Genomic DNA, 26,803 nt, shown 5'->3' on the forward strand with positions numbered 1-26,803 from the left:
CTCATCTACGGCTGTGCCGCGGCTAGGAGACGACGTCCTGGGGCGGCTTGCCCGCGATGAAGTCCGCGGCGTTCTGGACCGCGGCCAGGGCTATCCGTACGAGTGTCTCGCGGGTGACACCGGCGACGTGCGGGGAGAGCACGACGTTCGGCGCCTTGAGCAACCGCAGGGCCGGGGTGGGCGGTTCGGGGTCGAAGACGTCGAGACCCGCCCCGGCGAGGGTGCCCGCGTGCAGCGCGTCCGCGAGGGCGTCCTGGTCGATCAGGGCGCCCCGCGAGGTGTTGACGACGAACGCGGTCGGCTTGAGCAGCGCGAGCCGTTCGGCGTCCAGCAGATGGCGGGTCGCCCCGGTGAGCGGCGCGTGCAGGGTGACGTAGTCCGATACGCGCAGCAGTTCCTCCAGTTCGACGTGGCGGGCGCCGAGCCGGGTCTCCGTCTCGGCGGACGCGCGCGTGGGACCGGCGTACACGATGCTCATGTCGAAGGCGACCGCGCGCCGGGCGACCTCCTCGCCGATGTGCCCGAGTCCCACGATGCCGAGGGTCTTGCCGGACAGTTCGGTGATGGACTGCTGGAGCCGCGGCAGTGCCCAGTCCGCCTCGGTCAATGCGGTGTGGGCGGGCACCAGTTGCTTGGCCAGGGCGAGCATGAGGGCGAAGGTCTGCTCGGCCACGTTCTGCTTCTCGGCGCCGCTGGAACCGATGTTGCACACGGGCACGCCCCGCTCGCGCGCCGCGTCCAGATCGACGTAGTCGAAGCCGTGGCTCGCGCACTGGATCAGCTCCAGGTCCGGTGCGGCCGCGATGTGTTCGGCGCTCACCGGGCCGAGGCCGGTGACCACGACATGGGCCTCGCGCAGCGCGACGGGGTCCTCGTCGGTGGCCTCCACGACGGTGACGCGGGTCTGTCCGGGGAAGAGCGTGGCGAGCGCCGCTCCCGCCGTACGGCCGCCCACGTGCGGGGAGACGACGGCGAGCACGTTCTTGGTGACGGTCATGCGTTGTCCTCGATCAGGTCGTCGGGGCCGAGGGAGGCCGGGCGGGCGTGCCCGGACAGGGCCAGGGTGAGATCGAACTCGGCGAGCAGACAGCGGACGACGTGTTCGACGCCCGCCTGCCCGTCGAGGCCGAGCCCGTAGGCGTACGGACGTCCGACGAGCACGGCCCGCGCGCCGAGGGCGAGTGCCTTGAAGACGTCGTCGCCGGTGCGGATGCCGCTGTCGAAGAGCACGGTGAGCCTCTCGCCCACCGCCGCCGCCACGCGGGGCAGCGCGTCGGCCGCCGCGACGGACCCGGCCACCTGCCGGCCGCCGTGGTTGGAGACCACCACGCCGTCCATGCCGGCATCGGCGGCGTGCCGGGCGTCGTCCGGGTGCAGGATGCCCTTGAGGACGATGGGCCCGTCCCAGTTCTCCCGCAGGAAGGCCAGATCCGGCCAGGTCTTGCCGGGGTCCGCGAACATGCTGACGAAGTGCATCACGGCCGCGTTCGGGTCCTCGTGCACCGGCTTCGCCAGACCCGCCCGGAACGCCGGGTCGGAGAAGTAGTTGGCGGTGCCCACGCCGTGCAGGAACGGCAGGTACGCCTGGTCGAGGTCGCGCGGGCGCCACGCAAGGAGCGGGGTGTCGAGCGTGACGAACAGCGCGGTGAACCCGGCCGCCTTCGCCCGGTCCAGGAAGCTGCGGGTGACCTCGCGGTCCTTCGCCCAGTACAGCTGGAACCAGCGCTCGCCGTCGCCCATGGCCTCGGCGACCTGCTCCATCGGGGTGCTGGAGGCCGAGGACAGGATGTACGGCACGCCCTGCGCGGCGGCGGCCCGCGCCGCGGCGCACTCCGCGTCCGGATGCATGATCGACAGCACGCCGATCGGCGCGAGCGCCAGCGGCGCGGGCAGCGACCGCCCCAGCACCTCGACGGACAGGTCGCGGTCGTGGACGTCCCGCAGCATGCGGGGCACGATCCGGCGCCGGTCCAGGGCGTCACGATTGGCGCGCGCCGTACTTCCGTTGCCCGCGCTTCCCGCCACATAGCCGACCGGACCGGGGCCCAACCGCTGTTCGGTGAGCTTCTCCAGCCGTGTCAGATCGGTGGGCAGCCGTGGCACGGCACCCGTCATCCCGTTCAGATAGATCTCGTACTGGAAGTCGGCCCAGTGCTTCGCCATCCGTACGTCCCGCCTCTCGTCCCCAAGACCGCGCTGTACGAGGTCGATCCTTGCGAGAGTGACAAGTCCCGTCCACCGTGGTGCGCACAACGTGCGGCTGGAATCATCACGGTGTGACAAACAAGCCGTCCGGGATCCGGGAACGCGTCCGGCAGGAAATGGTCGCCGACCCGCGTGTCGTGGAGGCGATCGTCGCGGCGGTGAACGAGCAGGTCCCCGTGTACGCGGCGCTCGACGACAGCCGGCTGCCCGAGGTACGGGCCATCGCGGCCTGGGGCCTGGAGCGGCTGCTCCACCTGTGGGCCACCGACGGCACGCTGGGGCCGGCCGATCTGCGGCGTTTCCGGGGCATCGCCTCGGCCCGCGCGGCGGACGGACGCCCGGTGCGGGCGGTGCTGCGCGCCTACCGGGTCGCGGGCACCGTCCTCACGGACGAGGTCGCCGCCCGCGCGCCCGGCCTCGGCGCCGAGGACGCCTTCGCGCTCGCCCGCATGCTCCTCGTCAGCCTCGACACCCTCTCGGAGGAGATGGCCACCGCGTACGCCGCCACCAGTGAGGACCTGGCCGGCGACCGGACCCGGGCGCTGCGGCTGCTGCTCGACGACCTGATCGCCGGGCGGCACGCCTCGGTCGGCGCGCTGACCGACCGCTCCGCCCGGCTGGGCGTCCAGCTCCCGGATCCCTGCTGCCTGCTGGTGGCGGAGCCCACCGCCGCGGACCGGCCCGATCCCGCGCACGGGACGGCCACGGACCTGCTCGACGCGCTGGCCGGCCCCGGGGGCGAGGTGACGTCCCTGGCGACGGTACGGGGCTCCCGGGCCGTCCTGCTGCTGCCGCTCGCGGCGGCGGCGCGCGTGGGCGCGGTCCTCGGCGAACGGTCCTGGCGCGGGTGCGTCGTCACCGGCGAGAGCCTGGACCGGATCGCGCTCGCGCACCGGCTCGCCGCCGACGCGCTGGACACCGCCCCGGCCCACGCCCATCGCCCCGGGCACGTCCTCACCGACGCCGACGCGCAGGTCCTCGCGCTGCTCGCCGGGCGCCCGGCCTCCGCACCCGACCACATCGCGCGGCTGGTGCTCGGACCCCTCGCCGAGACCGGCCGGCGGCACCTGCTGGACGCCCTCACGGCGTACCTCGACTCGGGCTCGGCGAACGCCGCCGCGCGGGCCCTGCACCTGCATCCGCAGTCCCTGCGCTACCGCCTGCGCCGGATCCACGAGCTGACCGGCCGCGACCCCCGCGACCCCTGGCACCGGCTCACCCTGGACATCGCCCGGACGATCCGCGACCGGGGGTTCCGGGCGGGCCCGGACGGCATGTGACGCCTCCGTGGCCCGGTGCCCCCGCACGGCGTGGCCGGCCCGGTCATTCCCCGTCGTCGCCGGGAGAGTCCCCCGACCCGGTGTCCGGGCCCTGTGCGCGGACCCGCTGCACATGCTCCAGCGAGTCGCGCAGCTCGCCCAGCCAGTCGTCGGTGTGCCGCTGTACGAGACGGACGCACCAGGCCAGCGCGTCGCTGCGGCTGCGGGCGACCCCGGCCGCGACGAGCGTGTCGAGGACCTCGCGTTCGGGCTGGCGCAGCCGGGTCATGACGGGCGCGGCGACATGGGTGAACAGGGCGCGCTCGGTGCCGCACTCCACGCCCCAGGAGACCTTCTTGCCGAAGCGGTGCTCCGCCTCGCGGGCGACCTCCACGCGGTCCTCGCGGGTGCGCTCGCGGAACTCCTGGACACGGGCCCGGCGCGCCGCCTCCTTCTCGGCGTCCGAGGTGCCTTCGGAGAGCTTCGGCTCGTGGATGCGGCCGATGACGGTGATCTCCTCACGGTCGGCCGTCACCTCCGCCAGGCTCTCGAAGAGATCGTCGGGCAGGCGGCCGGCGAACCAGCCGCGCAGCTTCTCGCGTTGCTCCGATGTAATCATGTAATAACGATTACTCGCTTGTGGTCCCCGTGCAAGGGGTGCCGGAGAAGTCCGCCGACAGCGGAAGTCGAGGCGGCATGCCGGTTCAAGCGGAATGTTTCAGGCCTATTGCTGAGCCGTGTCTTTCCGGCCAGGTGGCTGCCCGTGGTCATCGCCGGGCGCTCTGTTACGGGCTTCAGGCGTTCGAATTCTGTGACTTCGAGCCACTGATTCAATACTCAAAGTTACCGAAACGTGTGGGGTCGATGTGTGTTTCCTGTGCGGACTCGGCAGACTCGCGCTCGCCGAACCGGCACCGACCGAGCCGGTATCGCATTCGATCGAGCGGAAGGATGCACACAATGCCGAACACCGCGCGTTGGGCAGCGACTCTCACCCTGACGGCCACCGCCGTCTGCGGCCCCCTCCTCGGGTCCGCCCAGGCGGCCCCGTCGGGACTTTACGCCCCCTCCGCCCTGGTGCTCACCACGGGCCACGGCCAGACCGCGGCCGTCGCGACTCCGGAACGTGCGGTCACCCTCAACTGCGCCCCGACGGCCTCCGGGACCCATCCCGCCGCGGCCGACGCCTGCGCCGAACTCCGCGCGGCCAAGGGTGACTTCGATGCGCTGACACCCAGAAGCGATGTCTTCTGTACCAGGCAGTACGACCCCGTGGTCGTCACGGTGGAAGGCGTCTGGCAGGGCAAGCGCGTCGCGTACGAGCACACCTTCTCCAACGAGTGCGTGAAGAACTCCTACGGGATGACGGTCTTCGCGTTCTGAGAGACCGGGATCGCGTGGCCGTCGTGGACATGGACCGGGATCCGTAGCTGGGGAGTGCGGACCCCGTCGCGAGGCGCCATGTGATTTCGCACCGAGGGCCGGTCAGACGGAGTGGGGCCGTCGACCGGCCCTCGGCATGTGCGCGTGTAGCCGCCGCCCGGCGGCGGTACGGGCGTCGCCCCTGGAGGACGACGGGGCGGACGCCCCGGCCTGTCCCGGGCACGGCGGACGCCCGGCCCGTCCCCGGACCCGTGCCGTACCACGCCGGAGCGGTCCGTGCGCCGCGCGGCCCGCCCGGGTCACCGTTCCGGGTCACCCGGGATGCGCGAGCGGCCGGGGTGGAGTAGCGGTGGAGCATGGGTGCACTCCTCGACTGGGACCAGCGGCTGTTCACACGGGTGGCCACCGTTCGGGTGCCAGGGGCTGATCCGGCGCTGCGGCGGCTCAGCCACGCGGCCAACCAGGGCCGCCTCTGGTTCGGCGTGGCCGCCGGGATCGGCCTGGCCGGCGGACCGGCCGGCCGCCGGGCGGCGCTGCGCGGCCTCGGCTCGCTGGCGATCGCCTCGTTCACCGTCAACACGCTGGTGAAGTGGAGCGCCCGCCGCCCCCGCCCGCTGCTCGAAGGCGTCCCCACGATCCGGCGTCTGGCCCGGCAGCCGCACACCACCTCCTTCCCGTCGGGACACTCCGCCTCCGCCGCGGCCTTCGCCACCGCCGTCGCCCTCGAGTCCAAGCGGTACGGCGCCCTGGTCGCGCCCGTGGCCGCCGCCGTCGCCTTCTCGCGTGTCTACGTAGGGGTCCACTACCCGGGAGACGTCCTCGCCGGCGTGGCCATCGGCGCGGGCGCGGCCGCCCTCACCTGCCGATGGTGGCCCCCGCGCACCGTCGTACCGGAGCGGGAGCGGCCCGCCGCGCGGGCGCCCGCGCTGCCGCTCGGCAAGGGGCTGGTCGTCCTCGTCGACGGCCCGGCCGGTGCGCCGTCGCTGCACGCCCGGCGGCTGCGCGCCCTGCTGCCCGAGGCCGAGGTGATCGAGCGGGGCTCCGGAGACGACTTCGCGGAGCTGCTCGCCGCGGCGGCCGACCGGGCCGTGGAGACCGGCGGCGCGCTCGGTGTCTGCGGCGGCGACGCCAGGATCGGCGCCGCGGCCCGCGCGGCGGCCGAACGGGGGCTGGCGCTGGCCGTGTTCCCCGACGGCACCGCCGACCGCTTCGCGCTGGACGTGGGCGTCCCGGACTTCGAGGCCGCCTCCGTCGCGGTCGCCCGCGGCGAGGCGGTGTCGGTGGACATCGGCGTCGCCCGTTCGGGGACGGGAGAGGACACCTGGTTCCTCAACGAGTTCAGCATCGGGCCGTACCCCGAACTCATGCGGCTGCGGGCGGGGTTGGAGCGGCGCTGGGCCGGCGCTCCGACGGTGGCCGTCGCCCTGGCCCGGGTGCTCGGCGCCGCCCGCCCGGTCGAGCTGAACGTCAACGGCCGGCCCCGTCGCCTGTGGCTGCTGCTCGCGGGCAACGGCCACTACGTACCGGAGGGACTCGCCCCCGCCTTCCGGCCGCGGCTGGACGAGGACCTGCTCGATGTGCGCCTGGTCGACGCCGGCCGCCGTCTCGCCCGCACCCGTGCGGTCGCCGCCGCGGCCCTCGGGACCCTGGAGCACTCACGGGTCTACGAGGCGGAGCGGGTTCCCTGGGTGGAGCTGGAGGGGATCCTCGGCGTGGACGCCACCGCGTTCGACGGTGAACCCCGTACCGGCGCGGCCGGGCTGAGGCTGGAGAAGGAGTACCGGGCGCTGGTCGTGTACCGGCCCGTCCGGGCGCCGGGCGAAACGGTGCGGGAGGTGGGCCCCGTCTCCCGGGTGGCCCGTCACCGGTGACGGGCCAGGGGCCGCCGTCTCCCTGCGGACGGCGGCCCCTGGCCCGACGGGTCGCCGGGTCAGGACCCGGCGACCGGCTCAGGACCCGGTCACATGTGGACGACGGGTGCGGCGTCCGGGTCCTGGGTCTGCGTGCCGCGGCGGTAGAGCACGAGCGCGATGAGCGCTCCCGCGGCGAAGAAGCCGGCCGACCACCAGAAGGCGGTGGTGTAGCTCTCGATCGTCGACTGCGCCCGGACCAGCTTGTTCGTCACGTCCTTGCCCGCGAGGTAGCTGGTCGCGGCGCTCGCGGCGAGCGTGTTCAGCAGCGCGGTGCCGATCGAACCGCCCACCTGCTGCATGGTGTTGACGGTCGCGGAGGCGACGCCCGCGTCCTCGGGAGCGATGCCGCTGGTGGCCAGCGACATGGCGGGCGGCATCACCATGCCGAGACCGGCCCCGATCAGCAGCAGCTGCGGCAGGACGTCGGTCGAGAACGACGAGCCGACGCCGATGCCGGTCAGCCAGGCCATGCCGAGCGCGGCGACCGCGAAGCCCGCGGGGATGACCGCCTTCGGGCCGATCCGGGGCACCAGGACGGTGGTGGAGATCTGCGCCATGACCATCAGGGCCGCCATCATCGGCAGGAAGGCCACACCCGTCTTGGTGGGGCTGAAGCCGAGGTTCAGCTGAAGGTAGTAGGTGAGGAAGAGGAAGACGCCGAACATGCCCGCGCCGGTGATCAGGACCGTGAGGAACGAGGCGGCCCGGTCGCGGTCGAGCAGGACGCGCATCGGCAGCAGCGGGTGCGCGGCCCGGGTCTGCCACCACGCGAACGCGGCCAGCAGGACGCCGCCCGCGGCGAGGAAGCCCCAGGTGGCGGGCGAACTCCAGTGGTGCGTCTCCGCGTTGGAGAAGCCGTAGACCAGGGAGAAGAGGCCGGAGGAGACCAGGAGGGTGCCGGGCAGGTCGAGCTTCGAGCCCGCCGCGTCGCGGTGCCCGCTCAGCAGGACCCAGCCGCCCGCGAAGGCGACGACCGCGAAGACGAGGTTGACGAACAGCGTCCAGCGCCAGTCGAGCGCGTCGGTCAGCAGACCGCCGAGCAGCAGGCCCACCGCGCCGCCCGCTCCGGCGATGGCGCCGTACACGCTGAACGCCTTGGCGCGCTCCTTGGCGTCGGTGAACGTCGTGTTCAGCAGCGAGAGGGCGGCCGGGGCGAGGAGGGCGCCGAACACGCCCTGCAGGGCGCGCGCGGTGACCAGCATCCCGAATCCGGTCGAGGCGCCGCCCAGCACGGAGGCACCGGCGAATCCGGCGACGCCGACCAGGAAGGCGGGCTTGCGGCCGAAGAGGTCGGCGATGCGCCCGCCGAGCAGCAGCAGGGAGGCGAAGGCGAGCGAGTACGCGGTGACGATCCACTGCCGGTTGCCGTCGGAGAAGCCGAGGTCCGCCTGGGCGGAGGGCAGGGCGATGTTCACGATGGTCGCGTCGAGGACCACCATCAGCTGGGCGATGCCGATGATCGAGAGGATCCACCACCGGCGCTTCGACGCGGCGGCGGACGCCGTGTCCGCGGCACCCGCGCCGGTGCCTTTGGTCAGGGTCTGGGACATGGCAGAAGCACTCCGGGGAAGTCGCTCGGTGCGTGCACGTAAACGAAACGGTTTCGTACACATCGACGATCCGACCCTAGACCCTGTCGAGCGAAACGGCAACGTTTCGCTAGTGTCTGTCGCGGCACCGGGCGGCCGGGTGTGACGTCCGTCCCCGTCGGCGCCCCGGTCCCGGGAGCGGACCGACCGCTCAGGTCAGCTGTCGCCGCACCAGCTCGTGCAGCCGCCCGCCCGTGTCCGCCAGCAGCTGCGCGGGCGGGCCCTGCTGAGCGATCCGGCCGTTCTCCATCACGATGACGCGGTCCGCGTCCAGCACCGTCGACAGCCGGTGCGCGATCACCACCCGGGTCGCGTCGAGCGCCCTGGTGCTCTCGATCACCGTGCGCTGCGTCGCGTTGTCCAGGGCGCTGGTCGCCTCGTCGAAGTAGAGGATGCGCGGCCGTCGTATCAACGCCTGGGCGATCATGAGGCGTTGACGCTGGCCGCCCGAGATCGCGCCGCTGTCCGCGACGAGCGTGTGCAGCCCCATCGGCATCCGCCCGATGTCCTCGGCCAGGCCCGCCATCCCGGCCGCCTCCATCGCCTCCTCGGGCGTGTACGCCTCGGTGCCGCAGATGCAGTCGAGGATCGAGCCCGTGAAGGGCTGCGCGTGCTGGAGCACCACACCGCACTGCCGCCGCACGGCGGACTGGTCGAGGGCCGCCAGATCCTGGCCGTCGTACAGCACACTGCCCGACACCGGCCTCTCGAAGCCGATCAGCAGCCGCAGCAGGGTGGACTTGCCGCAGCCGCTCGGGCCCACGATCGCCACGAACTCGCCCGGCCGGACGGCGAACGACACGTCGTCGAGCACGAGCGGACCGTCGTCGGCGTACCGGAACGACAGCCGCCGTGCCTCGATCGAGCCGGACAGCACACCGGGACGCGTACTCGCCCCGCGCACCTCGGGCGTCGCGTCGAGCACCGGCCTGATCTCCTCGAACATCGGCAGCGCGGCCGCCGCGGAGACGAGCGCGCCGGTGATCTGGGTGACCGACGTCAGCAGCATCGTCATCGACGTGTTGAAGGTGAGGAAGTCCGCCGCCGACAGAGAACCGCGCGCCGGGCCCGCCAGCAGCATGAACATCAGCAGGGAGCACAACGGCAGGTACACCGCGCCGGTCACCGTCGTCAGGTTCTTGACGTGGCCGACCCGCCGCTGGAGCTCACGACTGCGGGCGAAGTCGCCCGCCCAGGCCGCGTACGCGTAGTTCTCGGCCGCCGCGACCCGCAGCTTGGGCAGACCGCGCAGGGTCTGGAAGGCCTGGTTGTTCAGCTTGTTGCCCAGTACCACCAGGCGGCGCTGTCCGCGCACCTGCCACAGGCCGAGCCCCAGGAACACGCCCGCGACGACCACGAGCATGCCGATCGCGGCCAGCGCCATGGGCACGCTGTACCAGAGCAGCAGGCCCAGGTTCATCGCGCCGACCGTGCCCGCCTGTGCGAGCGTGGGGCCGATGCCCGCGAGCAGACGGCGGATCGCGCTCACCCCCATCGCGGCGCTCGCGAGCTCGCCGGTCGAGCGGGTGGCGAAGAACGAGGTGGGCAGCCTCAACAGCCGGTCCCACACCGCCGGCTGGAGACTCGCCTCGATCCGGCCCTCCATCCGCAGCAGGGTGAGGTTCTGCAGCAGCATGAACGCCGCCGACACGACGCTCGTGACCATGAGCGCGAGACAGACCTGCGCGATCAGACCGTGCTCGGCCCTGGGGACGTAACTGCCGAGCACGCGGCCGGTCGCGACCGGCACCAGCGCGCCGAGCGCCACGGTCACCAGCGAACCGACCGCGAGGTTCCGCAGATCCCCGCCCGTGCCCGCGAGGCAGAACCGCAGCAGCCGCAGCGGGCCGAGCCCGCGCTCGGGCAGCGGCCGGTAGAACATCACGGCCCGCGGCTCGAATTCCGGCGTGTTGGCCCTCTCGACCGGTGTCCGACGCCCGGACGACGGCTGCACGGCGACATAGCCGCCGCGCCGCCACAGCAGCGCGACCGGCGCGCCGGACACCGCCCGCCTGCCGACCAGCGGGCCGATGTCGTCGCGCCACCAGCGCCCGTCCAGACGTACGGCACGGGTGCGCAGCCGTGAGGCGAGCGCGATCCGTTCGACGGGGTCGAGCCGGTCGCTCTCCGTGCCGCCGCCGGTCCGCTCCGCCAGGGTGATCCCGGCCGCGCGGGCGACCAGTTCGCAGGCCGCGTACGTGGCGTCCGTCTCGGCCGCGGTCGGGCGCTTCCCGGGCCTTCTGCCGATCGAGGCGAGCAGCGTCCGGTCGGCCTGGTCGCGGACGGCCTCACCGGCCTTGATGCCCGCCGCCGCGCGGTCCTCGTGACCGGCCTCCAGCTCCTCGATCCAGCGGTCGAGCGTGGACAGCAGCCGGTACTGCTGGTCGACCATGCCCTGCCAGACACCGGAATCCATCAGCAGATCGGCCGCGGCCTCGGCCCCGTAGAGCGCGCCGAACTGCACGCTTCCCGGCGGGACGTTCATCCAGAACACGTCGTCGTCGGCGGGCGCCGCAGCGCTCCCGGCGGCCGTCGGCGCCTGGAGGAGGACGGAGAGACCGCGTCCGACGCCCAGTGCGAGGGCGTGCTCCAGCGGGCTCGACACCGGCGGAACGAACTGCGGGTTGCCGTACGCGTCGTACGACCAGGTCGCCTCCTCGGCCGGCCGGTGCAGCTCGCGCAGAGCGATCCGGCGCAGCTCGCAGCCGCGCAACGGCCGCCCCACCAGCGTGTGCTGAGGACCCGTCACCGGACCGAGCAGCAGGGAACCCGCTTCGAGCCGGCCGAGATGATGCCAGTGACCCTGCTGCGCGGCGTCGACCGCGAACAGGTCCATGGCGCCCGCGACCACCAGCCACAGGACCTGTGGACCCTCCAGATCGAGGCGACTCAGTCCCGCACGGCCAACGGGGGTCCCCATGCCGCCGAGCGCGCCGAGCACCACGTCCTGCTCGTGGACGCCTTCGTGAACCGTGGTCATCTCAACGCTCCCCGACCAGAACGGCGTACGGGCCGCCCGCCGCCACCAGTGCCTCGTGCCGTCCGCGTTCCACGACCGTGCCGTGTTCGAGCACGACGATCTCGTCGCTGTCCCGCACGGTGCTGAGCCGGTGGGCGATCACCACACAGGCGCAGCCGCGCCGACGCAGGTTGTCCATGACGGTCGCCTCCGTCTCCGCGTCCAGGGCGCTGGTCACCTCGTCGAGCACCAGGATGCTGGGACTGCGCACCAACGCCCGCGCTATCTCCAGGCGTTGGCGCTGACCGCCGGAGAAGTTCCGTCCGTCCTGCTCGACCCGGCCGTGGATCCCGCCGGGACGGCGCGCGACGACGTCGTACAGCGCCGCGTCCCTCAGTGCGGCGGCCACCGCGTCGTCGGGTATCGACGGATCCCACAGCGCCACGTTGTCGCGGACCGTCCCCTCGAAGAGGAACACGTCCTGGTCCACGAACGACACGGACGAGGCCAGCGCTCCGCGCGGGATGTCCTCCAGACGCCGGCCGTCGATGCGGATCGTGCCCTCCCACGGCGTGTACAGGCCCGAGATCAGCCGGGACACCGTCGACTTCCCGCTGCCCGAACCGCCGACCAGCGCGACCTGCTGACCCGGGCCGACCGTCAGCGAGAACCCGGTGAGCAGCGGCTCGTCGAGCGGGCTGTAGCCGAACGTCACGTTCTCCAGCTCCACATGGCCCCGCAGGCGCCGGGTGGACCCGCCGGTGCCCGGGCGGGTGTGGAGCGGGTCGGCACGGAAGTTCTCCACGTCCTTGAGCCGGGCCACGTCGGCCGCGAAGTCCTGGATGCGGCCGGCCACACCGCTCAGCCGGGTGACCGGCGCGGTGAAACGGGTGACCAGCGCCTGGAAGGCGACCAGCAGACCGACGGAGACCTGCCCCTCGACCGCGCGCAGGCCGCCGATCCACAGGATCAGCGCGCTGTTGAGCGTCGCGAGCGTCGGCGCGACGACCCCGAGCCACGCGCTCGGCACCCCGAGGCGCTGCTGCTCGTCCAGGGTGGTGGCGTGCTGTCCGGCCCACTTGCGGAAGTAGCCGTCCTCCCCGCCGGTGGCCTTCATCGTCTCGATCAACTGGAGGCCGGTGTAGGCGGTGTTGGTCAGCCGGGCGGTGTCGGCGCGCAGCTTGGCGGTGCGGGTCGCGCGCAGCCGGATCACCACGCGCATCGCCACCACGTTGAGCAGCGCGACACCGATGCCGACGGCCGTCAGCTGCGGGTCGTACGTGTAGAGCAGCACGGCGTACAGGACGACGACGACCGCGTCCACACCCGCGGCGGCCAGGTCGCGTGCCAGGGTCTCGGCCACCGCGTCGTTCGACTGGAGCCGCTGCACGAGGTCGGCCGGGCTGCGCTGGGAGAAGAAGGTGACCGGCAGCCGCAGCAGATGGCGCAGGAACCGGGCGCTGGAGAGCGTGGAGGAGATGAGGCGGCCGCGCAGCAGGTTCGCCTGCTGGAGCCAGGTCAGCACCACCGTCAGCAGCACCGAGGTGCCCATCGACGCGAACAGCACGCCCAGCAGCGAACTCTGACCGCCTATCAGGTACTGATCGATGAACGTCCGGCTGAGCGCCGGAACGGCCGCGCCGACCACCACCAGCAGCAGACTCGCCAGCACGGCGGCGGGCATCGTGCCCGAAGTGCCGCGCAGCCGGGCCGGCATGGCGCCCAGCACCCCCGGCCTGCGACCGCCCCGGCGGAACGCGGGACCCGGCTCCATGATCAGGACGACTCCGGTGAAACTGGTGTCGAAGTCCTCCATCGGCACGAAACGACGGCCCTTGCCCGGGTCGTTGACGTACACGCCCCGGCGTCCGAGACGGCGTCCCATGCCGTCGTACACGACGTAGTGGTTGAACTCCCAGAACAGGATCGCCGGCCCCCGCACCTCGGCGAGCGCGGCCGTGTCCATCTGCATGCCCTTGGCCGTCAGCCCGTAACCGCGCGCCGCCTTCAGCAGGTTGCTCGCGCGCGAACCGTCCCGCGAGACACCGCACGCGATGCGCAGCTCTTCGAGCGGGACGTACCGGCCGTGATGTCCGAGCACCATGGCCAGGGACGCGGCACCGCACTCCACGGCCTCCATCTGGAGAACGGTGGGGGTGCGGACGCTTTTGATCCGGGACCTCGGCACGCCGCGCCGGGCCGGTGCGGCGGCGCGGCGTCCGCCGCGGGCCTTCTGCGCGGGGCTCACGGCAGGAGCCAGTCGACGGGGCGCCGGCCGGCGAGGCGGACCGAGGCCGTGGCCAGGGTCATGGAGTCGGGCGCGTAGGGCGGCCCGTCCGCGGACGACCACTTCAGGCCGCTGCGGCCGGCGGACGACCGGTCGAGCCGGACCAGCACGGCCACCGGCCTGCCCTTCTCGCTGAACTGCTCGCCCAGTTGGGCGTCACCCAGGTAGGCGGCTATCTGCTGCCGGGTCTGCGCGGTGCGGCTCACCGACTTCACATGGCCGCGCAGCACTCCGTACCGCTGGGCGGGCACCGACTGGACGGTGAGGTCGACGGCGGCGTCCTCGGGAATGGCGGCGGCGCTCCCGGCGGGGACGTACACCGTCGCGTACAGGGGGTCGCCGGAGTGGGCGACCTTCTCCACGGCGGCCACGTTCGCGCCGGTCGAGATGATCGCGCCGATGGCGGTGGACAGGGCGGTGACGCGGCCCGCGGCGACCGTGCGCACGACGGACGTCCGCCCCTGCCGCGTACGCACCTTCAGTACGGGGGCGTCCGCGGGGAGCCGTTCGCCCTCCTGTGCGAGGACCGCGGTGACCTGTCCGGCGACCGGGCTCTGCAGGATGTAACTGCCCTGCGCGTGGGTGAGGACGGCGGGCGCGCCGACGGTGGAGACGACGGTGCCGGTCACGGCCCAGACGGAGGCGGCGGCCATGGCGAGGACCGTCACGGCGAGGGCGAGCCGGCCCTGCGGGCGGGCGAAGCGCACCGGAAGGTCGAGCTCTTCGGGCGACCGCAGCTTGGCGAGGGCCTGTCGGCGGAACTGCACGGGATCCTTCTCACCTGTTCGAGAGGCTCACGGCACCCGGGAGTCCCGGAACCTGTGGGGCGGTTCCGGGACTCGGCGGCGTGAAACGCGATCAGAGACCGGCGACCAGGCCGGTGACCGGGGCGGTGTTCAGGCCGGTCACACCCTCGACGGTGCCGATGGCCGTGCCCACGACGCCGGAGACCGGGGCAACGCCGTCCACCAGACCGGTGGCGGTGCCGACGGCGTTCAGCGAGAGGCCACCGGAGACGTTGTCGAGGTCGGCGTCGGAGATCTCGGCGGTCTCGACACGGGGGGTGGAGTTCATGGTGGAACTTCCCTTCATATGGATATTCACAAGGGGGGGAGAAGCGGCCCCCTCTGGGGGACAGACGACGGCCGCCACCGCGGGACACGGCCCGCTCCCGGGAGCTGAGCTGCGACCCCCGCGGTGCCACGGATCAAAGCACGGCCGTGCGGCGCGCTTCCACTCAACCAGGGCTCTCACCTGCGGGTTTGTGCTCCATACGCGGGGAAGCGTGCAGGGGCGCACACGCCGCCGCGGCCACTTCTTCACATGCTGCGCGGCATCGGTTCACCCGGACTCTTGCCACTCCCGCGCCGAATCGGACAGTCCCGGCCCATCGGTGCACAGGGGGGCGCGCGCGTGTGCAGATCCCCGCACGGCGGTGACCTTGCCGGGCATGGGCTGTGCAGATTCCCTGAATCCGGGATTCCGCCGCGGATCGTCGACGGAGCGTCGCCGGACGGTGGCGTTCCGTACCCGCCGGGGGAGTGGTGCGGCGGGTACGGCGGCCGTCGGGGCCGTTCAGTCGAGGATCGCGTACACCGTGCTCGCCCGCGCGGCGATCTCCGCCGACCCCTCGGCCGTCATGGTGATGTCCGCGAAGGCCGTGCGGCGGCCCAGTTTGGTCAGGACCGCCTCGATCAGCACGTCCGAGCCCGTCACCGCCCGCTGGAAACTCGTGGACTGCTGAACGGTCGTCATGGGGACGAAGGCGCCGCGGGCCGCGGAGACCGCGATGACCGTCGCCGTGTCCGCGGCGGCCATCAGGGCCTGGCCCGACAGGGAGCCGCCCTCGCGGGCCAGTCGTGCGGACCACGGCAGCCGCAGGACCGCGCGGTGTTCGTCCAGCTCCGCGACGGACAGGCCGAGGTCGAGCACCCAGGGGGCGAAGTTGTCGGCGAGGATCTTGTCGGCTTCCGCGAGGGTCAATGTCATACGGCGCATTGTTCCCCTTCCGGCCGTCGGGCCGGCCGCGTGAGAGCGGCGGTCTCTTTGGGGTCCGGCGGTCCGCCTCGGCCCGGGTCCTGCCCGTGCCCGGCGATCCGCCCACGGAGGAAATGGCCCGGTTGTCTCCGCAATCGGCCGCTATGGCGAAGCAACTTCCGCAATTTGCAATGGCAGTTGAACACCCCGTGCGGCACATGCGTATCAACAGGCAAGCAGGCGCCCCCTAGTCAGCTGCCGGACGCGGCATCGACCCCGTCCCCAGGAGGTCAAGAGTTGAGTCACAAACGGATACCCAAGCGCAAGGCCGCTATCGCGGTGGGCGGCGTCGCGGCGCTCGGAGCGGCGGCTCTGCTGCTGCCCAACGCCAACGCGTCGCAGTCGAACGGGGATGCCGCCACTCCCAGAACCTTCAAGGCGAACGATGTCTCGAACGTCGCCTCCATGCTGGCCACCCAACTGGGTGACACGTTCGCCGGCTCGTACTACGACGCGCAGCGGAAGCAGCTCGTGGTGAATGTCGTCGGTAACGACAGCAACGCCGTCGACCAGATCGAGAAGGCCGGCGCGGTGGCCCACCAGGTGCAGAACAGCACCGCCGCGCTGCAGACCGCCGCCAAGACCCTCAAGGCCGACGCGTCGATCCCGGGCACGGCGTGGTCCGTCGACCCGAAGACCAACGAGATCCGCGTGACCGCGGACTCCACCGTCACGGGCGACAAGTGGAACACGGTGGAGTCGACCGTCAAGGGCCTCGGCTCCGGCGTCGCGACCCTCTCGAAGTCCGCGGGAACCCTCAAGACCTTCGTCGACGGCGGCGACGCCATCTTCGGCGGCAACGTGCGCTGTTCGCTCGGCTTCAACGTCACCGCCGGCGACGGAACCCCCGCCTTCCTCACCGCGGGCCACTGCGGTGTCGCCGCCGCCAAGTGGTCGGACTCGCAGACCGGCGCCTCCATCGCCACCGTCGACCAGGCCACCTTCCCCGGTGCCGGCGACTTCTCCCTCGTCAAGTACGACGACCCGGCGACGCAGACGAACAGCGCCGTCAACGTCGGCAACGGGCAGAGCGTCCAGATCAACCAGGCCGTGGAAGCCGCCGTGGGCCAGCAGGTCTTCCGGATGGGCAGCACCACGGGTCTGCACAACGGCAACGTGACCGGTCTCAACGCCACCGTGAACTACCCGGAGGGCACCGTCACGGGCCTCATCCAGACCGACGTGTGCGCCGAGGCGGGCGACAGCGGCGGCTCCCTGTTCACCCAGGACGGCGGCGCGGTCGGCCTGACCTCCGGCGGCAGCGGTGACTGCACGGCCGGCGGCGAGACCTTCTTCCAGCCCGTCACCACCGCGCTGGCGGCGGTCGGCGCGACGCTGGGCGCCGGTGACGCGGGCGCCGCGGGCGCAGGCGGTGCGGCGGACCCCAGCGCGAGCGCGGCCGACCCGGGCGCGGCCGACCCGGGCGCGGCCGATCCGGGCGCGGTCGACCCGAGCGCGAGCGCGGCCGACCCGGGCACCGGTGACGTGGCGGACCCGAGCGCGAGCGCCGGTGACGCGGCGGGCGCCGGCGACCAGGCGGGCGCGGGCACCGGCCAGAGCGGCACGCGCCACCACAGGAAGCACCACAAGTCCGGCGCGGCGGCCCAGCAGTCGGCCGCGGCGTCGGGTGACGGCTCGGGCCTCGTTTCCACGCCGTGATGCCGGTGACCCCGGCGATCAAGAACCACTGAGCGGCCAACGGAACAGGGAATTCCGGTCGACAGTGGACAGGTCCGGCCCTCCGGCGGGAGGGTCGGACCGCTCCTCATACGGCGCCGGTCCCGCCGCGCGGCCGTACCCGCAGCAGCAACAGCGCGACGTCGTCGGGCCGGTCCTGCGCGGCTTCTTCGCCCTGCTGGAGCAGTGTGTCGGCCAGCTCGTCCAGCGGCTGGTGCCCGCTCGCGGCGAGCCGCCGCGCGAGGTCGGCGAGCGCGTCCTCGAGGTCGACGCCGGGTGTTTCGACCAGGCCGTCGGTGTAGAGGGCGAGCACGGACCCGGGGACGAGCGGCACCTCGGTCGTCGGATAGACGGCGTAGGCGTCGATCCCCAGCAGCGGCCCGCCGGCCAGGTCGAGCACCTTCACCTTGCCGTCCGGCCGCAGCAGCAGCGGCGGCGGATGCCCCGCCCGGGACATCACGGCGACCTCGCGCGCCGGGTCCAGGCGCAGATACAGACAACTGGCGAAGAGATCGGCACCCAGGTCGATGAGCAGCCGGTTGGTGCTCCCCATCACCTCCTCCGGTGCCTGGCCGACCGCCGTGTACGCACGGACCGCGGTACGGATCTGCCCCATCAGCCCCGCCGCCGTCACGTTGTGCCCCTGCACGTCCCCGATCACCGCCGCCGCCCGGCCGTCGGAGGGCACCAGGTCGTAGAAGTCCCCGCCGATGTCCATGCCCTGGGTCGCCGGCAGATAGCGCGCCGCCGCCTCGATCGAGGCCAGCGGCGGGAGCGAGGCCGGCAACAGCGCCGCCTGCAGGCCATGGGCCAGCTGCAGCTTGGCGTCGTAGAGCAGGGCACGCTCCAGCGCCTGGGCGATCAGCCCGCTCAGACTGGTCAGCACCGCCCGTTCGTCGGTCGCGAAGTGATGGGACTGCGTGTACCCGAGGACACAGGTGCCCACCGGCCGTCCGGAGGCGACCAGCGGCAGGTACGCCCACGCGCCCATGCCGTCCGGTGTGGCGTTCTGCGACGGATAGAGACGCTCCAACTGCTCGCGCGAGTCGAAGAACGCGGGCACACCCGTGTTCAGCGCCTGGGTGCCCGGGGTCGGCTCGCTCAGCGGCAGCCCGTTGAAGCGCTCCACGACGTGCGCGTCCGGATAGCCGCGGTGCCCGAGCACGTGCATGCGCCCGGCCCGGCTGGCGAGGACGACCAGGGACTGGCTGCCGACCGCGGGCGAGATCTCGTCCGCGACCAGTTGCACCACGTCCTGCACGCCCGCCGCCTCCGTCAGCGCGCTCGCCAGACTCAGCACGTGGGAGATCGTCACCAGGCGCGGGCTGCCGTCGCGCCGCTGCGGTCCCGCCCGCGTCATCTCCGACACCGGCCTGGCCCGCGAGATCCGCACACTCAGCCCGTTCGTACTCGGATACAGGCGGAAGGAGAGCCAGTCGCCCGGCGGGCGCAGCGCCACGAACGAGGTCACGTGCTGGCTGATCAGCGCCGCCCGGTAACGGTCCTCGTAGACCGGGTCGTTCAGCCAGGGCACGGCCGCCCACAGCTGGGTGCCCAGGAGACCGCTGACGGGCACGCCGAGCAGCTCGGCCGTCGCCGCGTTGGCGAAACCGACCCGTCCGTGCAGATCCAGCGAGCACAGCCCGTACGGCAGCCGCCCCACCATCCGCGTGGCCTCCACCGAGCCGAGCATGCCGCCCGGCACCGTGGCGGACGATCCGAGCAGGTCGGGCTCGGGGTGCAGCGGCCGGTTCTCCGCGGCGGCCCGTTCCAGGCGCAGCGCGAGCCGGTCGCAGGCCGCGGTGAGGCGCTCGCGTTCCCGGTCGGACAGGTCCGGCGGGTGCGAACCGGGCCAGGTCACGTAGACGGCGCCGTACACGGTGCCCGCCGTGGCCACCGGAAGCGCGGCGAGCGCGAAGGGATAAGGGAGCACCACCGCGATCCGGGGATACCTGCGGGCCATCTCGTGCTCGCCCCCCACCCAGACCAGCCGCCGTTCCCGTACCGCCTCGGCGACCGGGATCGGCGCGCTGAGCCCCACGCGCTCCCACGGTGCGGCGAAGGCCCGTGGCAGCCCGGCGGAGACCGCCATCTCCAGTACCGGTTCCTGGGAGGCCAGCAGATAGACGGCTCCCGAGTGCGCGTGCACGTCGTCCAGCATCGCGGCCAGCGCCAGCGACAGCAGCGGACGTCCCACCGGGGCCGGCCGGCCGGCCGGTGCCTGCGCGGCCTCCAGTCCCTCGGACACGGCGACCACCTCCTCGCGGGGCCGTCCACGGCCTCCGCACCTCCAGGGATCAAGGCTCCTCCCTGGAAGCCCATCGCGCACGGCGAGCCGGTCCGCCCCCTCGGCCCGGCGACCCGCGTCCCCGCCCGCCGGAACACGAACCGTCACCTCGGCCCTGAGAGCACTGTGTGAAACGCATGAATCACGATGGATTCGATTTCGTTCGATCGGCTGTCCCGCACGGGCTCCACCCCGGGCACGACGCGTTCGGAGCCGTCACAGGGGCTGCGCCGGAGCCCGGGAAGCGCTGTAATGACGGCGTGGTCAGTGAGGGTGCTGCGGAACGCGGAACGAGAACGTCGCGTGCCGAACTTGCCCTGAAGACGCTCACCGCGGATCTCGACCCGCGCGAACGGTTGCACCGCCTGCTCGAACAGGCACTCGTCTTCACCGGTGCGACCGTGGCCGCCGTGTACTCACCGAGTGTGAGCGGCGGTGAACTGCATCTGGCCGAGTCCGCGGGGGTGCCCAGGACGCTGTACGGGCTCCGCGACAGCTACCCCCTGTCCGGCACGTCCCCGGCCGCCGAGGCCCTGCGCTCGGGACTGGCGTGCTTCCTCGGACCACAGGAGCTCGCCCACTGCGCCGACGCCCGGCGGCTGTCCTCCCTGGACTTCTCCCTGGCCGTGCTGCCCCTGACCGACCACGGCTGCCTCGTCGCCGTCAGCGAGCGCCCCGACGGCTTCGGCCCCGAGGACCGGGCCTGCCTCGGGCTGATCACCGACGCGGTCGTCTGCCCGCCGGCACCGCCGCCCGACGACACGGCGGACCTGCCCGCCAACTCCTTCAGCCTCGCCATGGACACCGGGCACGTCGAGATCGACCACGAGGTGCTCGACCTGTTCGGGATGTCCCCCACCGCCTTCGACGGCAAGGTCGAGACCCTGCTGTCGCTGGCCGTGCCGGAGGACCTCCCGGCACTGATGTCCGCGGTCGAACCCGACCACATGTCCATCGGCGAACGCGAGCTGGAGTTCCGCATCCGCCAGCCGTCCGGGGGGCACAAGTGGCTCCGGCTGCGCGCCCGCCTGCTGCCCTCCACCGAGGGCCGCCCCGCACGGCTCGTGGGCACCGTCTCCGACGCCTCCAAACTGCGCTCCGGCCTGAACGACGTGGGCCGCGTCCAGCGGCTCGCCGCCGCCCTCGCCACCGCCGGCACCGTCCGCGACGTCGGCCAGGCCGTCGTCGCCGCCCTGCGCAAGCCCCTCCAGGCCGACCGGATCGCCGTCGCGGAGCTGGAGGGCGACCGGCTCGTCGTCACGCTCCTGGACCCTCCCCAGCCGGACTTCTGGCCGGAACTGTGGCGCAGCGAATGGCGCTCGGAGTGGCCCGACGCCCCCGTCCGGGCCATGCCCACGCTCGCGGCGGCCCTCAACGAGGGGCGGCCCGCCATCTGGCCCGCCGGCGCCGACCTGGAACCCGCGCTCTCCGAGGTCGGCCCCGGCGGCCTCGCCGTCCTGCCGCTGCCCGCCGGCGGCCGCATGGCGGGCGCATGCCTGATCGGCTGGGACACCCCGCACGAGTTCGCCCCCGAGGAGCGAGCGCTGCTCACCGCCTCCGCGGGCCTCGCCGGACAGGCCCTGGTGCGCGCCCACGCCTTCGACGCCGAGCACGAACTGATCGGCATGCTCCAGCGGACCCTCCTCCCGCGCCGGCTGCCGCGGCTGCCCGGAGCCGTCGCCGTCGCCCGCTACCTCCCCACCACCTCCGGCCTGGACGTCGGCGGCGACTGGTACGACGTCATCCCGCTGCCCGACAACCACGTCGGCCTCGTCATCGGCGACGTCCAGGGGCACAACGCCTCCGCCGCGACCGTCATGGGCCAGATGCGCACCGCGCTGCGCGCCTACGCCGTCGAGGGCCACCCGCCCGACGTGGTGGTCTCGCACGCCAACCGGCTCCTGCTCGATCTGGAGACGGACCTCTTCGCCACCTGCTGCTATGTCGACATCGACATGGAGGAGGGGTCCGCCTGGTATGTGCGCGCCGGACACATCCCACCCGTCCTGCGCCACCCTGACGGCCGTACCGAGGTCCCCGAGTCCGAGACCGGGCCGCCCCTCGGCGTCATCCGGGAGACCGACTTCCCCATGAGCCCGCTGCGGCTCCAGCCCGGCACGATCGTCGCCCTGACCACCGACGGTCTGGTCGAGTCCGTCGAGGTCGACGTCGAGGACGGCCTGAAACGGCTCGCCGAGGGGCTGTCCGGTTCCGACCCCGCCCACCTCGGTCTCGTCGCCGACGAACTCCTCACCGGCGCCAACCGCAGCGACGACGTGGCCCTCCTGCTCATGCGCTACGACGGCATGGAGGTACTGCCGCTGCGCGAGAGCTGGACCGTGTGGCGGGTCCCCGAGGCGGTCCGCCACGCCCGCCGCTACACCCGGCGCGCGCTGCGGACCTGGGGTGTCGACGCGCACATGGACGCCGCCCTGCTGATCGTCTCGGAGCTCGTCACCAACGCCCTGGTGCACACCGACGGCCAGGTCAGGCTCGACCTCACCCTCATCAACCACCGCCTGCGCATCGCGGTCGCCGACAACTCGCCCCGCACGCCGATCAAGCCCACCAGCATCGGCTGGGAGGCCACCGGGGGCCGCGGCATCCTCCTCGTCGAGGCGATGTCGGCGACCTGGGGCACGGTGCCGGTGAGCGGCGGCAAGCAGGTGTGGTGCGAGATCGCGCTCGACTGACGAGGTGAGCGTTCCCGGCGAGGCGAGCGTTCGCCCCACGCGGCGAGCGCCCCGTCGGCAAGGTGGGACCGTGCGACTCCTGCTGATGTCCGACACCCACCTGCCGAAGCGGGCCCGGGAACTCCCCGCCGCGCTGCTCGCCGAACTCCCTTCGGCCGATGTCGTCATCCACGCGGGGGACTGGGTGGACACCGCCACCCTGGACCTGCTGGAGGCCCGTTCCCGGCGGCTCGTCGCGGTGTACGGCAACAACGACGGCCCCGCCCTGCGGGCCCGCCTCCCCGAGACCGCCCGTGCCGAGCTCGGCGGCCTGCGCTTCGGCGTCGTCCACGAGACCGGCGGCGCCCAGGGCCGTGAACAGCGCTGCGCGCGGCGCTTCCCCGACCTCGACGTCCTGGTCTTCGGGCACAGCCACATCCCCTGGGACAGCACCGCGCCCGGCGGCCTGCGCCTGCTCAACCCCGGCTCGCCGACCGACCGCCGCCGCGAGCCGTCCTGCACGTACATGACCGCGACGGTGACAAACGACGGCCGTCTCACGGAGGTGACCCTGCACCGGCTGCCGCCGCGCAGCGGCTGATCCCACGGCCGGCGCGGTACGGGACACGCGGTAGGGGACGCGGGACACAGGTACGGGTACGGGACACGGGTACAGACGCCGGTCAGCGGGGATGGATCGACCCGGTCCTCGCCGTCAGCGGCACCCCGCTGCCGCCCCGGCGCAGGGCGACGATCTCCGCGGCGACGGACACGGCCACCTCCTCCGGTGTACGCGCTCCGAGGTCGAGACCGACGGGGGAGCGCAGCCGGGACAGCGCGCGCTCCGGCACGCCGGCCGCGCGCAGCCGTTCCAGACGATGGTCGTGGGTGCGGCGGCTGCCCATCGCCCCCACGTACGCGGCCGGGCGGCGCAGCGCCTCCTCCAGCAGGGGTACGTCGAACTTGGGGTCGTGGGTCAGGACGCAGATCACCGTGCGCTCGTCGGTCGCCTGGCCGCTCAGATAGCGGTGCGGCCAGTCCACGACGACCTCCACACCGGCCGGGAACCGCCGCGGCGTGGCGAAGGCAGGGCGGGCGTCGCACACCGTGACCCGGTAGCCGAGGAAGCCGCCGACGCGGGCCACGGCGGCCGCATGGTCGACGGCGCCGAAGACCAGCATGCGCGGCGGAGGCGCGAACGAGTGCAGGAACACGGTGACCACGTCCCCGCACCGCTCGCCGTGCGGGCCGTAGTGCCGCAGCCCGGTGCCGCCCTGCGCCGCGCCGTCACGAACATCGGCCGCGACGGCGTCGTCGAGCCCCGCCGACCCGAGAGAACCGAGAACCCCACGGCCCGGTTCCGCCGCCCCGGACACCCCGCAGTCCGATCCCGCCGGGCTCGCGGAGCCGGACGGACCGGCTTCTTCGCCGTCCGGCTCCGTCGGGGCGAGCGAGCCGGACGGCGGGCCGTCCATGCCGACCGACCCGGGTGGGCCGAGCACGGAGCCGGCCGGGTCTGCAGAGACGGGTGGGCCGATCACGGAGCCGGCCGGGTATGCAGGGTCCGGTGGGCCGAGAGCGGAGCCGTCCAGGCCGGTCGAGCCGGGTGAGCCGGGTGACGAGGGGGCCGGGCCCGCAGAGACGGGTGGGCAGAGCACGGAGCCGTCCAGGTCTGCAGGATCGAATGGGCCGGGCGTGGAACTGTCCGCGGCCGTCGAGCCGGGGGGTGAGGGGGCTGGGCCCTCGGATACGGGTGAGGCGGGTGTCACGGCGTCCGGGGCGGGTTCCGAACACTCCGGGTCCGGGTCTGGGTGAGGCCACACGGCCAGCGTCGCTCCGCGTCGGGCGGGTCCGTCGATCACCGTCGCCGTCGTCACGGGGCGGCCCGCCGCCACCGACTCGGCCACCGCGGGGAAGGCCGGATCGTCGGTGGCCGACACTCGCCGGACCAGCAGCGTGATCTCTCCGCCGCAGGTCAGCCCCACGGCGAAGGCGTCCTCGTCGCTGTACCCGAACGTCTCCAGACGTGCCTCGCCCGAGGCGATCACCTCCCGGGCCAGTTCGAAGACCGCCCCCTCGACACAGCCGCCGGACACACTGCCCACGACCTCGTCGCCCGGCCCCACCGCCATGGCCGCCCCGGGGTCGCGGGGCGCGCTGCGGCTGACGGCCACCACCGTGGCCAGTCCGAAGGGCGAACCGGCCGCGTACCACTCGTACAGCGCGGGGAGGATGTCACGCATCGTCCGCTCCTTACGCCGTCGGGCCGGGCCTCGCGAGAGTCCGGTCACCTTCGCGGACCAGGATCCGGTCACCTTCAAGGATCGCTCCACGAGGAGGTTTCGTTGAGCGTTAATGCGTTGCCGTCCCGGGCGCCCCACTGCTGCACTGGACGGGACGCGTTCACCGGGACGCGCTCACCGGGACCGAGGAGCAGCACATGCGCACACCGTTCATGTCCACCCAGGAAGGAATCCCTCTCATCTCGAAGGACATGACACCCGGTGCATATGCTCAACCTGGGAATCCTGGCGCACGTAGACGCCGGTAAGACGAGCCTGACCGAGCGGCTGCTGCACACGGTCGGGGTCATCGACGAGATCGGCAGCGTCGACGACGGCAACACCCGGACCGACTTCCTCGCGCTGGAGCGGCAGCGCGGCATCACGATCAAATCCGCCGTCGTCTCCTTCGCGGTCGACGACCTCACCGTCAATCTCATCGACACACCCGGTCACCCGGACTTCATCGCCGAGGTGGAACGGGTCCTCGGCGTGCTCGACGGCGTCGTCCTGGTCGTCTCGGCCGTGGAGGGCGTGCAGGCGCAGACCCGCGTGCTGATGCGGACGCTCCAGCGGCTGCGCATTCCCACGCTGATCTTCGTGAACAAGATCGACCGCCGCGGAGCCCGGCACGGGGAGATCCTGGAGAAGATCTCCGAGCGGCTCACCCCGGCGATCGTCCCGATGGGCGAGCCCGGTGAACTGGGCACGCGTGCCGCTCACTTCGCCCCCTACACCGCCGCCGGGCTGCGGCCGCACCTCCTCGACCCGCTCGCCGGGCACGACGAGGACCTGCTGGCCGCGTACGTCGAGAGCGGTGTGTCGTACGCGTGTCTGCGCGCCGCGCTCGTCAGGCAGACCGGGCAGGCCCTGGTGCACCCCGTGTTCTTCGGATCGGCCATGACGGGCGCGGGTGTCACCGAACTGATCGCCGGCATCCGGGAGTTGCTGCCCCCGGCACAGGCGGATCCCGACGGGCCGCTGTCGGGCACCGTCTTCAAGGTCGAACGGGGAGCAGCCGGGGAGAAGATCGCGTACGCGCGGATGTTCTCCGGAACCCTGCGGACCCGCGACCGGCTCACCCTGCGCGACGGGGAGGAAGGGAAGGTCACCGCGATCAGTGTCTTCGACCGGGGATCGGAGGCCCGTGAGGCGGCTGTGACGGCCGGGCGCATCGGCAGACTGTGGGGGCTCGGCGCGATCCGGATCGGTGACACCATCGGCGCACCGCGGTCCTCGCCGGCCGGCGGAGCCCTCTTCGCTCCGCCGACCCTGGAGACCGTCGTCTCGCCCGGCAGTCCGGCCGACAAGGGTGCGTTGCACACGGCGCTCACCCAACTCGCCGAGCAGGACCCGCTGATCGGCCTCAGGCACGACGAACTGCGGGGCGAGATGTCCGTGTCGCTCTACGGCGAGGTGCAGAAGGAGGTTCTCCAGGCGACCTTGGCCGACGAGTACGGCGTCGACGTCCTCTTCCGCGAGACGACTCCGCTGTGCGTCGAACGGCCCCTGGGGACGGGCGCGTCGGTCGAGTACAACAAGAAGGAACCCAACCCCTTCCTCGCGACCGTCGGACTGCGGGTCGACCCGGCGCCGATCGGCTCCGGCGTGGAGTTCCGGCTGGAGGTCGAGCTCGGATCGATGCCGTACGCGTTCTTCAAGGCGGTCGAGGACACCGTCGAGGAGACGCTGGGACAGGGGCTGTACGGCTGGCAGGTCACCGACTGCGTCGTCACGATGACGCACTCGGGCTACTCGCCGCGCCAGAGCCATGCCCACCAGGGATTCGACAAGAGCATGTCCAGCACGGGCGCCGACTTCAGGGGCCTGACCCCGCTGGTGCTGACGGCGGCACTGCGAGAGGCCGGCAGCCAGGTGTACGAGCCGATGCACCGCTTCCGGCTGGAGGCGCCCGCGGACACGCTCGGCGCCGTGCTGCCCGTGCTGGCCCGGCAGCGAGCCGTGCCGCGGACCACGCGGATCGAGGGTTCCTCGTGCGTGCTGGAAGGGGTCCTCCCGGTGGTGCGGGCACACGAACTGGAGCAGCAACTGCCGGGGCTGACGCGCGGGGAGGGCGAGCTGGAATGCGCCTTCGACCACTACGCGCCCGTGGCGCGCGGCGCGGTCCCGGATCGCCCGCGGACCGATCTGAACCCGCTGGACCGCAAGGAGTACCTGCTGAACCTGACCCGCAGGGTCGGCGGGTGAGGCGACGGCCGCGCCCGCGGCTCCGCGCGCGAGGGTGGTGAAACG

18 protein-coding genes and 1 pseudogene are annotated in these 26,803 nt (G+C 72.8%); 7 read left to right on the forward strand and 12 right to left on the reverse strand.

Annotation, left to right across the window (positions count from 1 at the left end):
- Positions 1–22 precede the first annotated feature (22 nt).
- On the reverse strand, positions 23–997 hold the full coding sequence (locus ACH4S8_RS02165; protein ID WP_398390025.1) for a 2-hydroxyacid dehydrogenase: 975 nt from the start codon (positions 995–997) through the stop codon (positions 23–25).
- Positions 994–2,163 carry a lactate 2-monooxygenase gene (locus tag ACH4S8_RS02170; protein ID WP_398390027.1) on the reverse strand — a complete coding sequence of 390 codons (1,170 nt, stop codon included), beginning with the start codon at positions 2,161–2,163 and terminating at the stop codon, positions 994–996. The genes ACH4S8_RS02165 and ACH4S8_RS02170 overlap by 4 nt, the downstream gene beginning before the upstream one ends.
- 113 nt (positions 2,164–2,276) lie before the next feature.
- Between ACH4S8_RS02170 and ACH4S8_RS02175 the strand changes: the two genes are divergently transcribed.
- On the forward strand, positions 2,277–3,485 hold the full coding sequence (locus ACH4S8_RS02175) for a PucR family transcriptional regulator (RefSeq protein ID WP_398390029.1): 1,209 nt from the start codon (positions 2,277–2,279) through the stop codon (positions 3,483–3,485).
- 43 nt (positions 3,486–3,528) lie between these two features.
- Here ACH4S8_RS02175 and ACH4S8_RS02180 read toward each other — a convergent pair whose 3' ends face one another.
- Positions 3,529–4,083 (reverse strand): hypothetical protein, encoded by a 555-nt coding sequence (locus ACH4S8_RS02180; protein ID WP_398390030.1) that lies wholly within the window; start codon positions 4,081–4,083, stop codon positions 3,529–3,531.
- Between the two features lie 341 nt (positions 4,084–4,424).
- On the opposite strand from ACH4S8_RS02180, the gene ACH4S8_RS02185 reads away from it, so the two are divergent.
- Both ACH4S8_RS02185 and ACH4S8_RS02190 read left to right on the forward strand, forming a co-directional pair.
- Positions 4,425–4,847, forward strand: coding sequence for a protease inhibitor (locus ACH4S8_RS02185; protein WP_398390031.1), 423 nt, complete (start codon positions 4,425–4,427; stop codon positions 4,845–4,847).
- A gap of 356 nt (positions 4,848–5,203) precedes the next feature.
- Positions 5,204–6,718: a phosphatase PAP2 family protein gene (locus ACH4S8_RS02190; RefSeq protein ID WP_398390032.1), complete on the forward strand. Its 1,515-nt coding sequence runs from the start codon at positions 5,204–5,206 to the stop codon at positions 6,716–6,718.
- An 89-nt stretch (positions 6,719–6,807) separates the two neighbouring features.
- Here ACH4S8_RS02190 and ACH4S8_RS02195 read toward each other — a convergent pair whose 3' ends face one another.
- The 6 genes from ACH4S8_RS02195 to ACH4S8_RS02220 all read right to left on the reverse strand — a co-directional run bounded on the left by ACH4S8_RS02195 (position 6,808) and on the right by ACH4S8_RS02220 (position 15,584).
- Positions 6,808–8,310, reverse strand: a complete 1,503-nt coding sequence (locus ACH4S8_RS02195) for an MFS transporter (RefSeq protein ID WP_398390034.1) — start codon at positions 8,308–8,310, stop codon at positions 6,808–6,810.
- 190 nt (positions 8,311–8,500) lie between these two features.
- Positions 8,501–11,329, reverse strand: a complete 2,829-nt coding sequence (locus ACH4S8_RS02200) for an NHLP bacteriocin export ABC transporter permease/ATPase subunit (protein WP_398390036.1) — start codon at positions 11,327–11,329, stop codon at positions 8,501–8,503.
- Between the two features lies 1 nt (position 11,330).
- On the reverse strand, positions 11,331–13,556 hold the full coding sequence (locus tag ACH4S8_RS02205) for an NHLP family bacteriocin export ABC transporter peptidase/permease/ATPase subunit (RefSeq protein WP_398390038.1): 2,226 nt from the start codon (positions 13,554–13,556) through the stop codon (positions 11,331–11,333).
- Positions 13,553–14,362 (reverse strand): HlyD family efflux transporter periplasmic adaptor subunit, encoded by an 810-nt coding sequence (locus ACH4S8_RS02210; protein WP_398390040.1) that lies wholly within the window; start codon positions 14,360–14,362, stop codon positions 13,553–13,555. Before ACH4S8_RS02210 ends, ACH4S8_RS02205 begins: the two co-directional genes overlap by 4 nt.
- A 91-nt stretch (positions 14,363–14,453) precedes the next feature.
- Positions 14,454–14,669 (reverse strand): type A2 lantipeptide, encoded by a 216-nt coding sequence (locus tag ACH4S8_RS02215; protein ID WP_398390042.1) that lies wholly within the window; start codon positions 14,667–14,669, stop codon positions 14,454–14,456.
- 501 nt (positions 14,670–15,170) lie between these two features.
- Positions 15,171–15,584 (reverse strand): PaaI family thioesterase, encoded by a 414-nt coding sequence (locus tag ACH4S8_RS02220; protein WP_398390044.1) that lies wholly within the window; start codon positions 15,582–15,584, stop codon positions 15,171–15,173.
- 285 nt (positions 15,585–15,869) lie between these two features.
- On the opposite strand from ACH4S8_RS02220, the gene ACH4S8_RS02225 reads away from it, so the two are divergent.
- The gene (locus ACH4S8_RS02225) at positions 15,870–17,291 is read left to right on the forward strand and encodes a S1 family peptidase (protein ID WP_398390045.1); all 1,422 of its coding nucleotides are present in this window, start codon (positions 15,870–15,872) and stop codon (positions 17,289–17,291) included.
- A gap of 106 nt (positions 17,292–17,397) precedes the next feature.
- On the opposite strand, the gene ACH4S8_RS02230 is transcribed toward ACH4S8_RS02225, so the two are convergent.
- Positions 17,398–19,566: a SpoIIE family protein phosphatase gene (locus ACH4S8_RS02230; protein WP_398390046.1), complete on the reverse strand. Its 2,169-nt coding sequence runs from the start codon at positions 19,564–19,566 to the stop codon at positions 17,398–17,400.
- Positions 19,567–19,856: 290 nt separating this feature from the next.
- Here ACH4S8_RS02230 and ACH4S8_RS02235 point away from each other — a divergent pair, with 290 nt between their 5' ends.
- Positions 19,857–22,289, forward strand: coding sequence for a SpoIIE family protein phosphatase (locus ACH4S8_RS02235; RefSeq protein ID WP_398390048.1), 2,433 nt, complete (start codon positions 19,857–19,859; stop codon positions 22,287–22,289).
- Between the two features lie 70 nt (positions 22,290–22,359).
- The gene (locus ACH4S8_RS02240) at positions 22,360–22,869 is read left to right on the forward strand and encodes a metallophosphoesterase family protein (RefSeq protein ID WP_398390049.1); all 510 of its coding nucleotides are present in this window, start codon (positions 22,360–22,362) and stop codon (positions 22,867–22,869) included.
- A gap of 82 nt (positions 22,870–22,951) precedes the next feature.
- Here the strand turns inward: ACH4S8_RS02240 and ACH4S8_RS02245 are convergent, their stop codons facing one another.
- Positions 22,952–24,091, reverse strand: a complete 1,140-nt coding sequence (locus tag ACH4S8_RS02245; RefSeq protein ID WP_398390697.1) for an XdhC family protein — start codon at positions 24,089–24,091, stop codon at positions 22,952–22,954.
- Between the two features lie 198 nt (positions 24,092–24,289).
- Positions 24,290–24,511: pseudogene (locus ACH4S8_RS02250) on the reverse strand (XdhC family protein); the annotation flags it as partial.
- Between the two features lie 261 nt (positions 24,512–24,772).
- Between ACH4S8_RS02250 and ACH4S8_RS02255 the strand changes: the two are divergent.
- Entirely contained in the window at positions 24,773–26,758 is a 1,986-nt protein-coding gene (locus ACH4S8_RS02255) for a GTP-binding protein (RefSeq protein WP_398390051.1), read from the forward strand.
- Positions 26,759–26,803: the final 45 nt, after the last annotated feature.

It is taken from the genome of Streptomyces sp. NPDC021080 (genome assembly GCF_044333225.1).
In the GTDB taxonomy this organism is placed as follows: Bacteria; Actinomycetota; Actinomycetes; order Streptomycetales; family Streptomycetaceae; genus Streptomyces.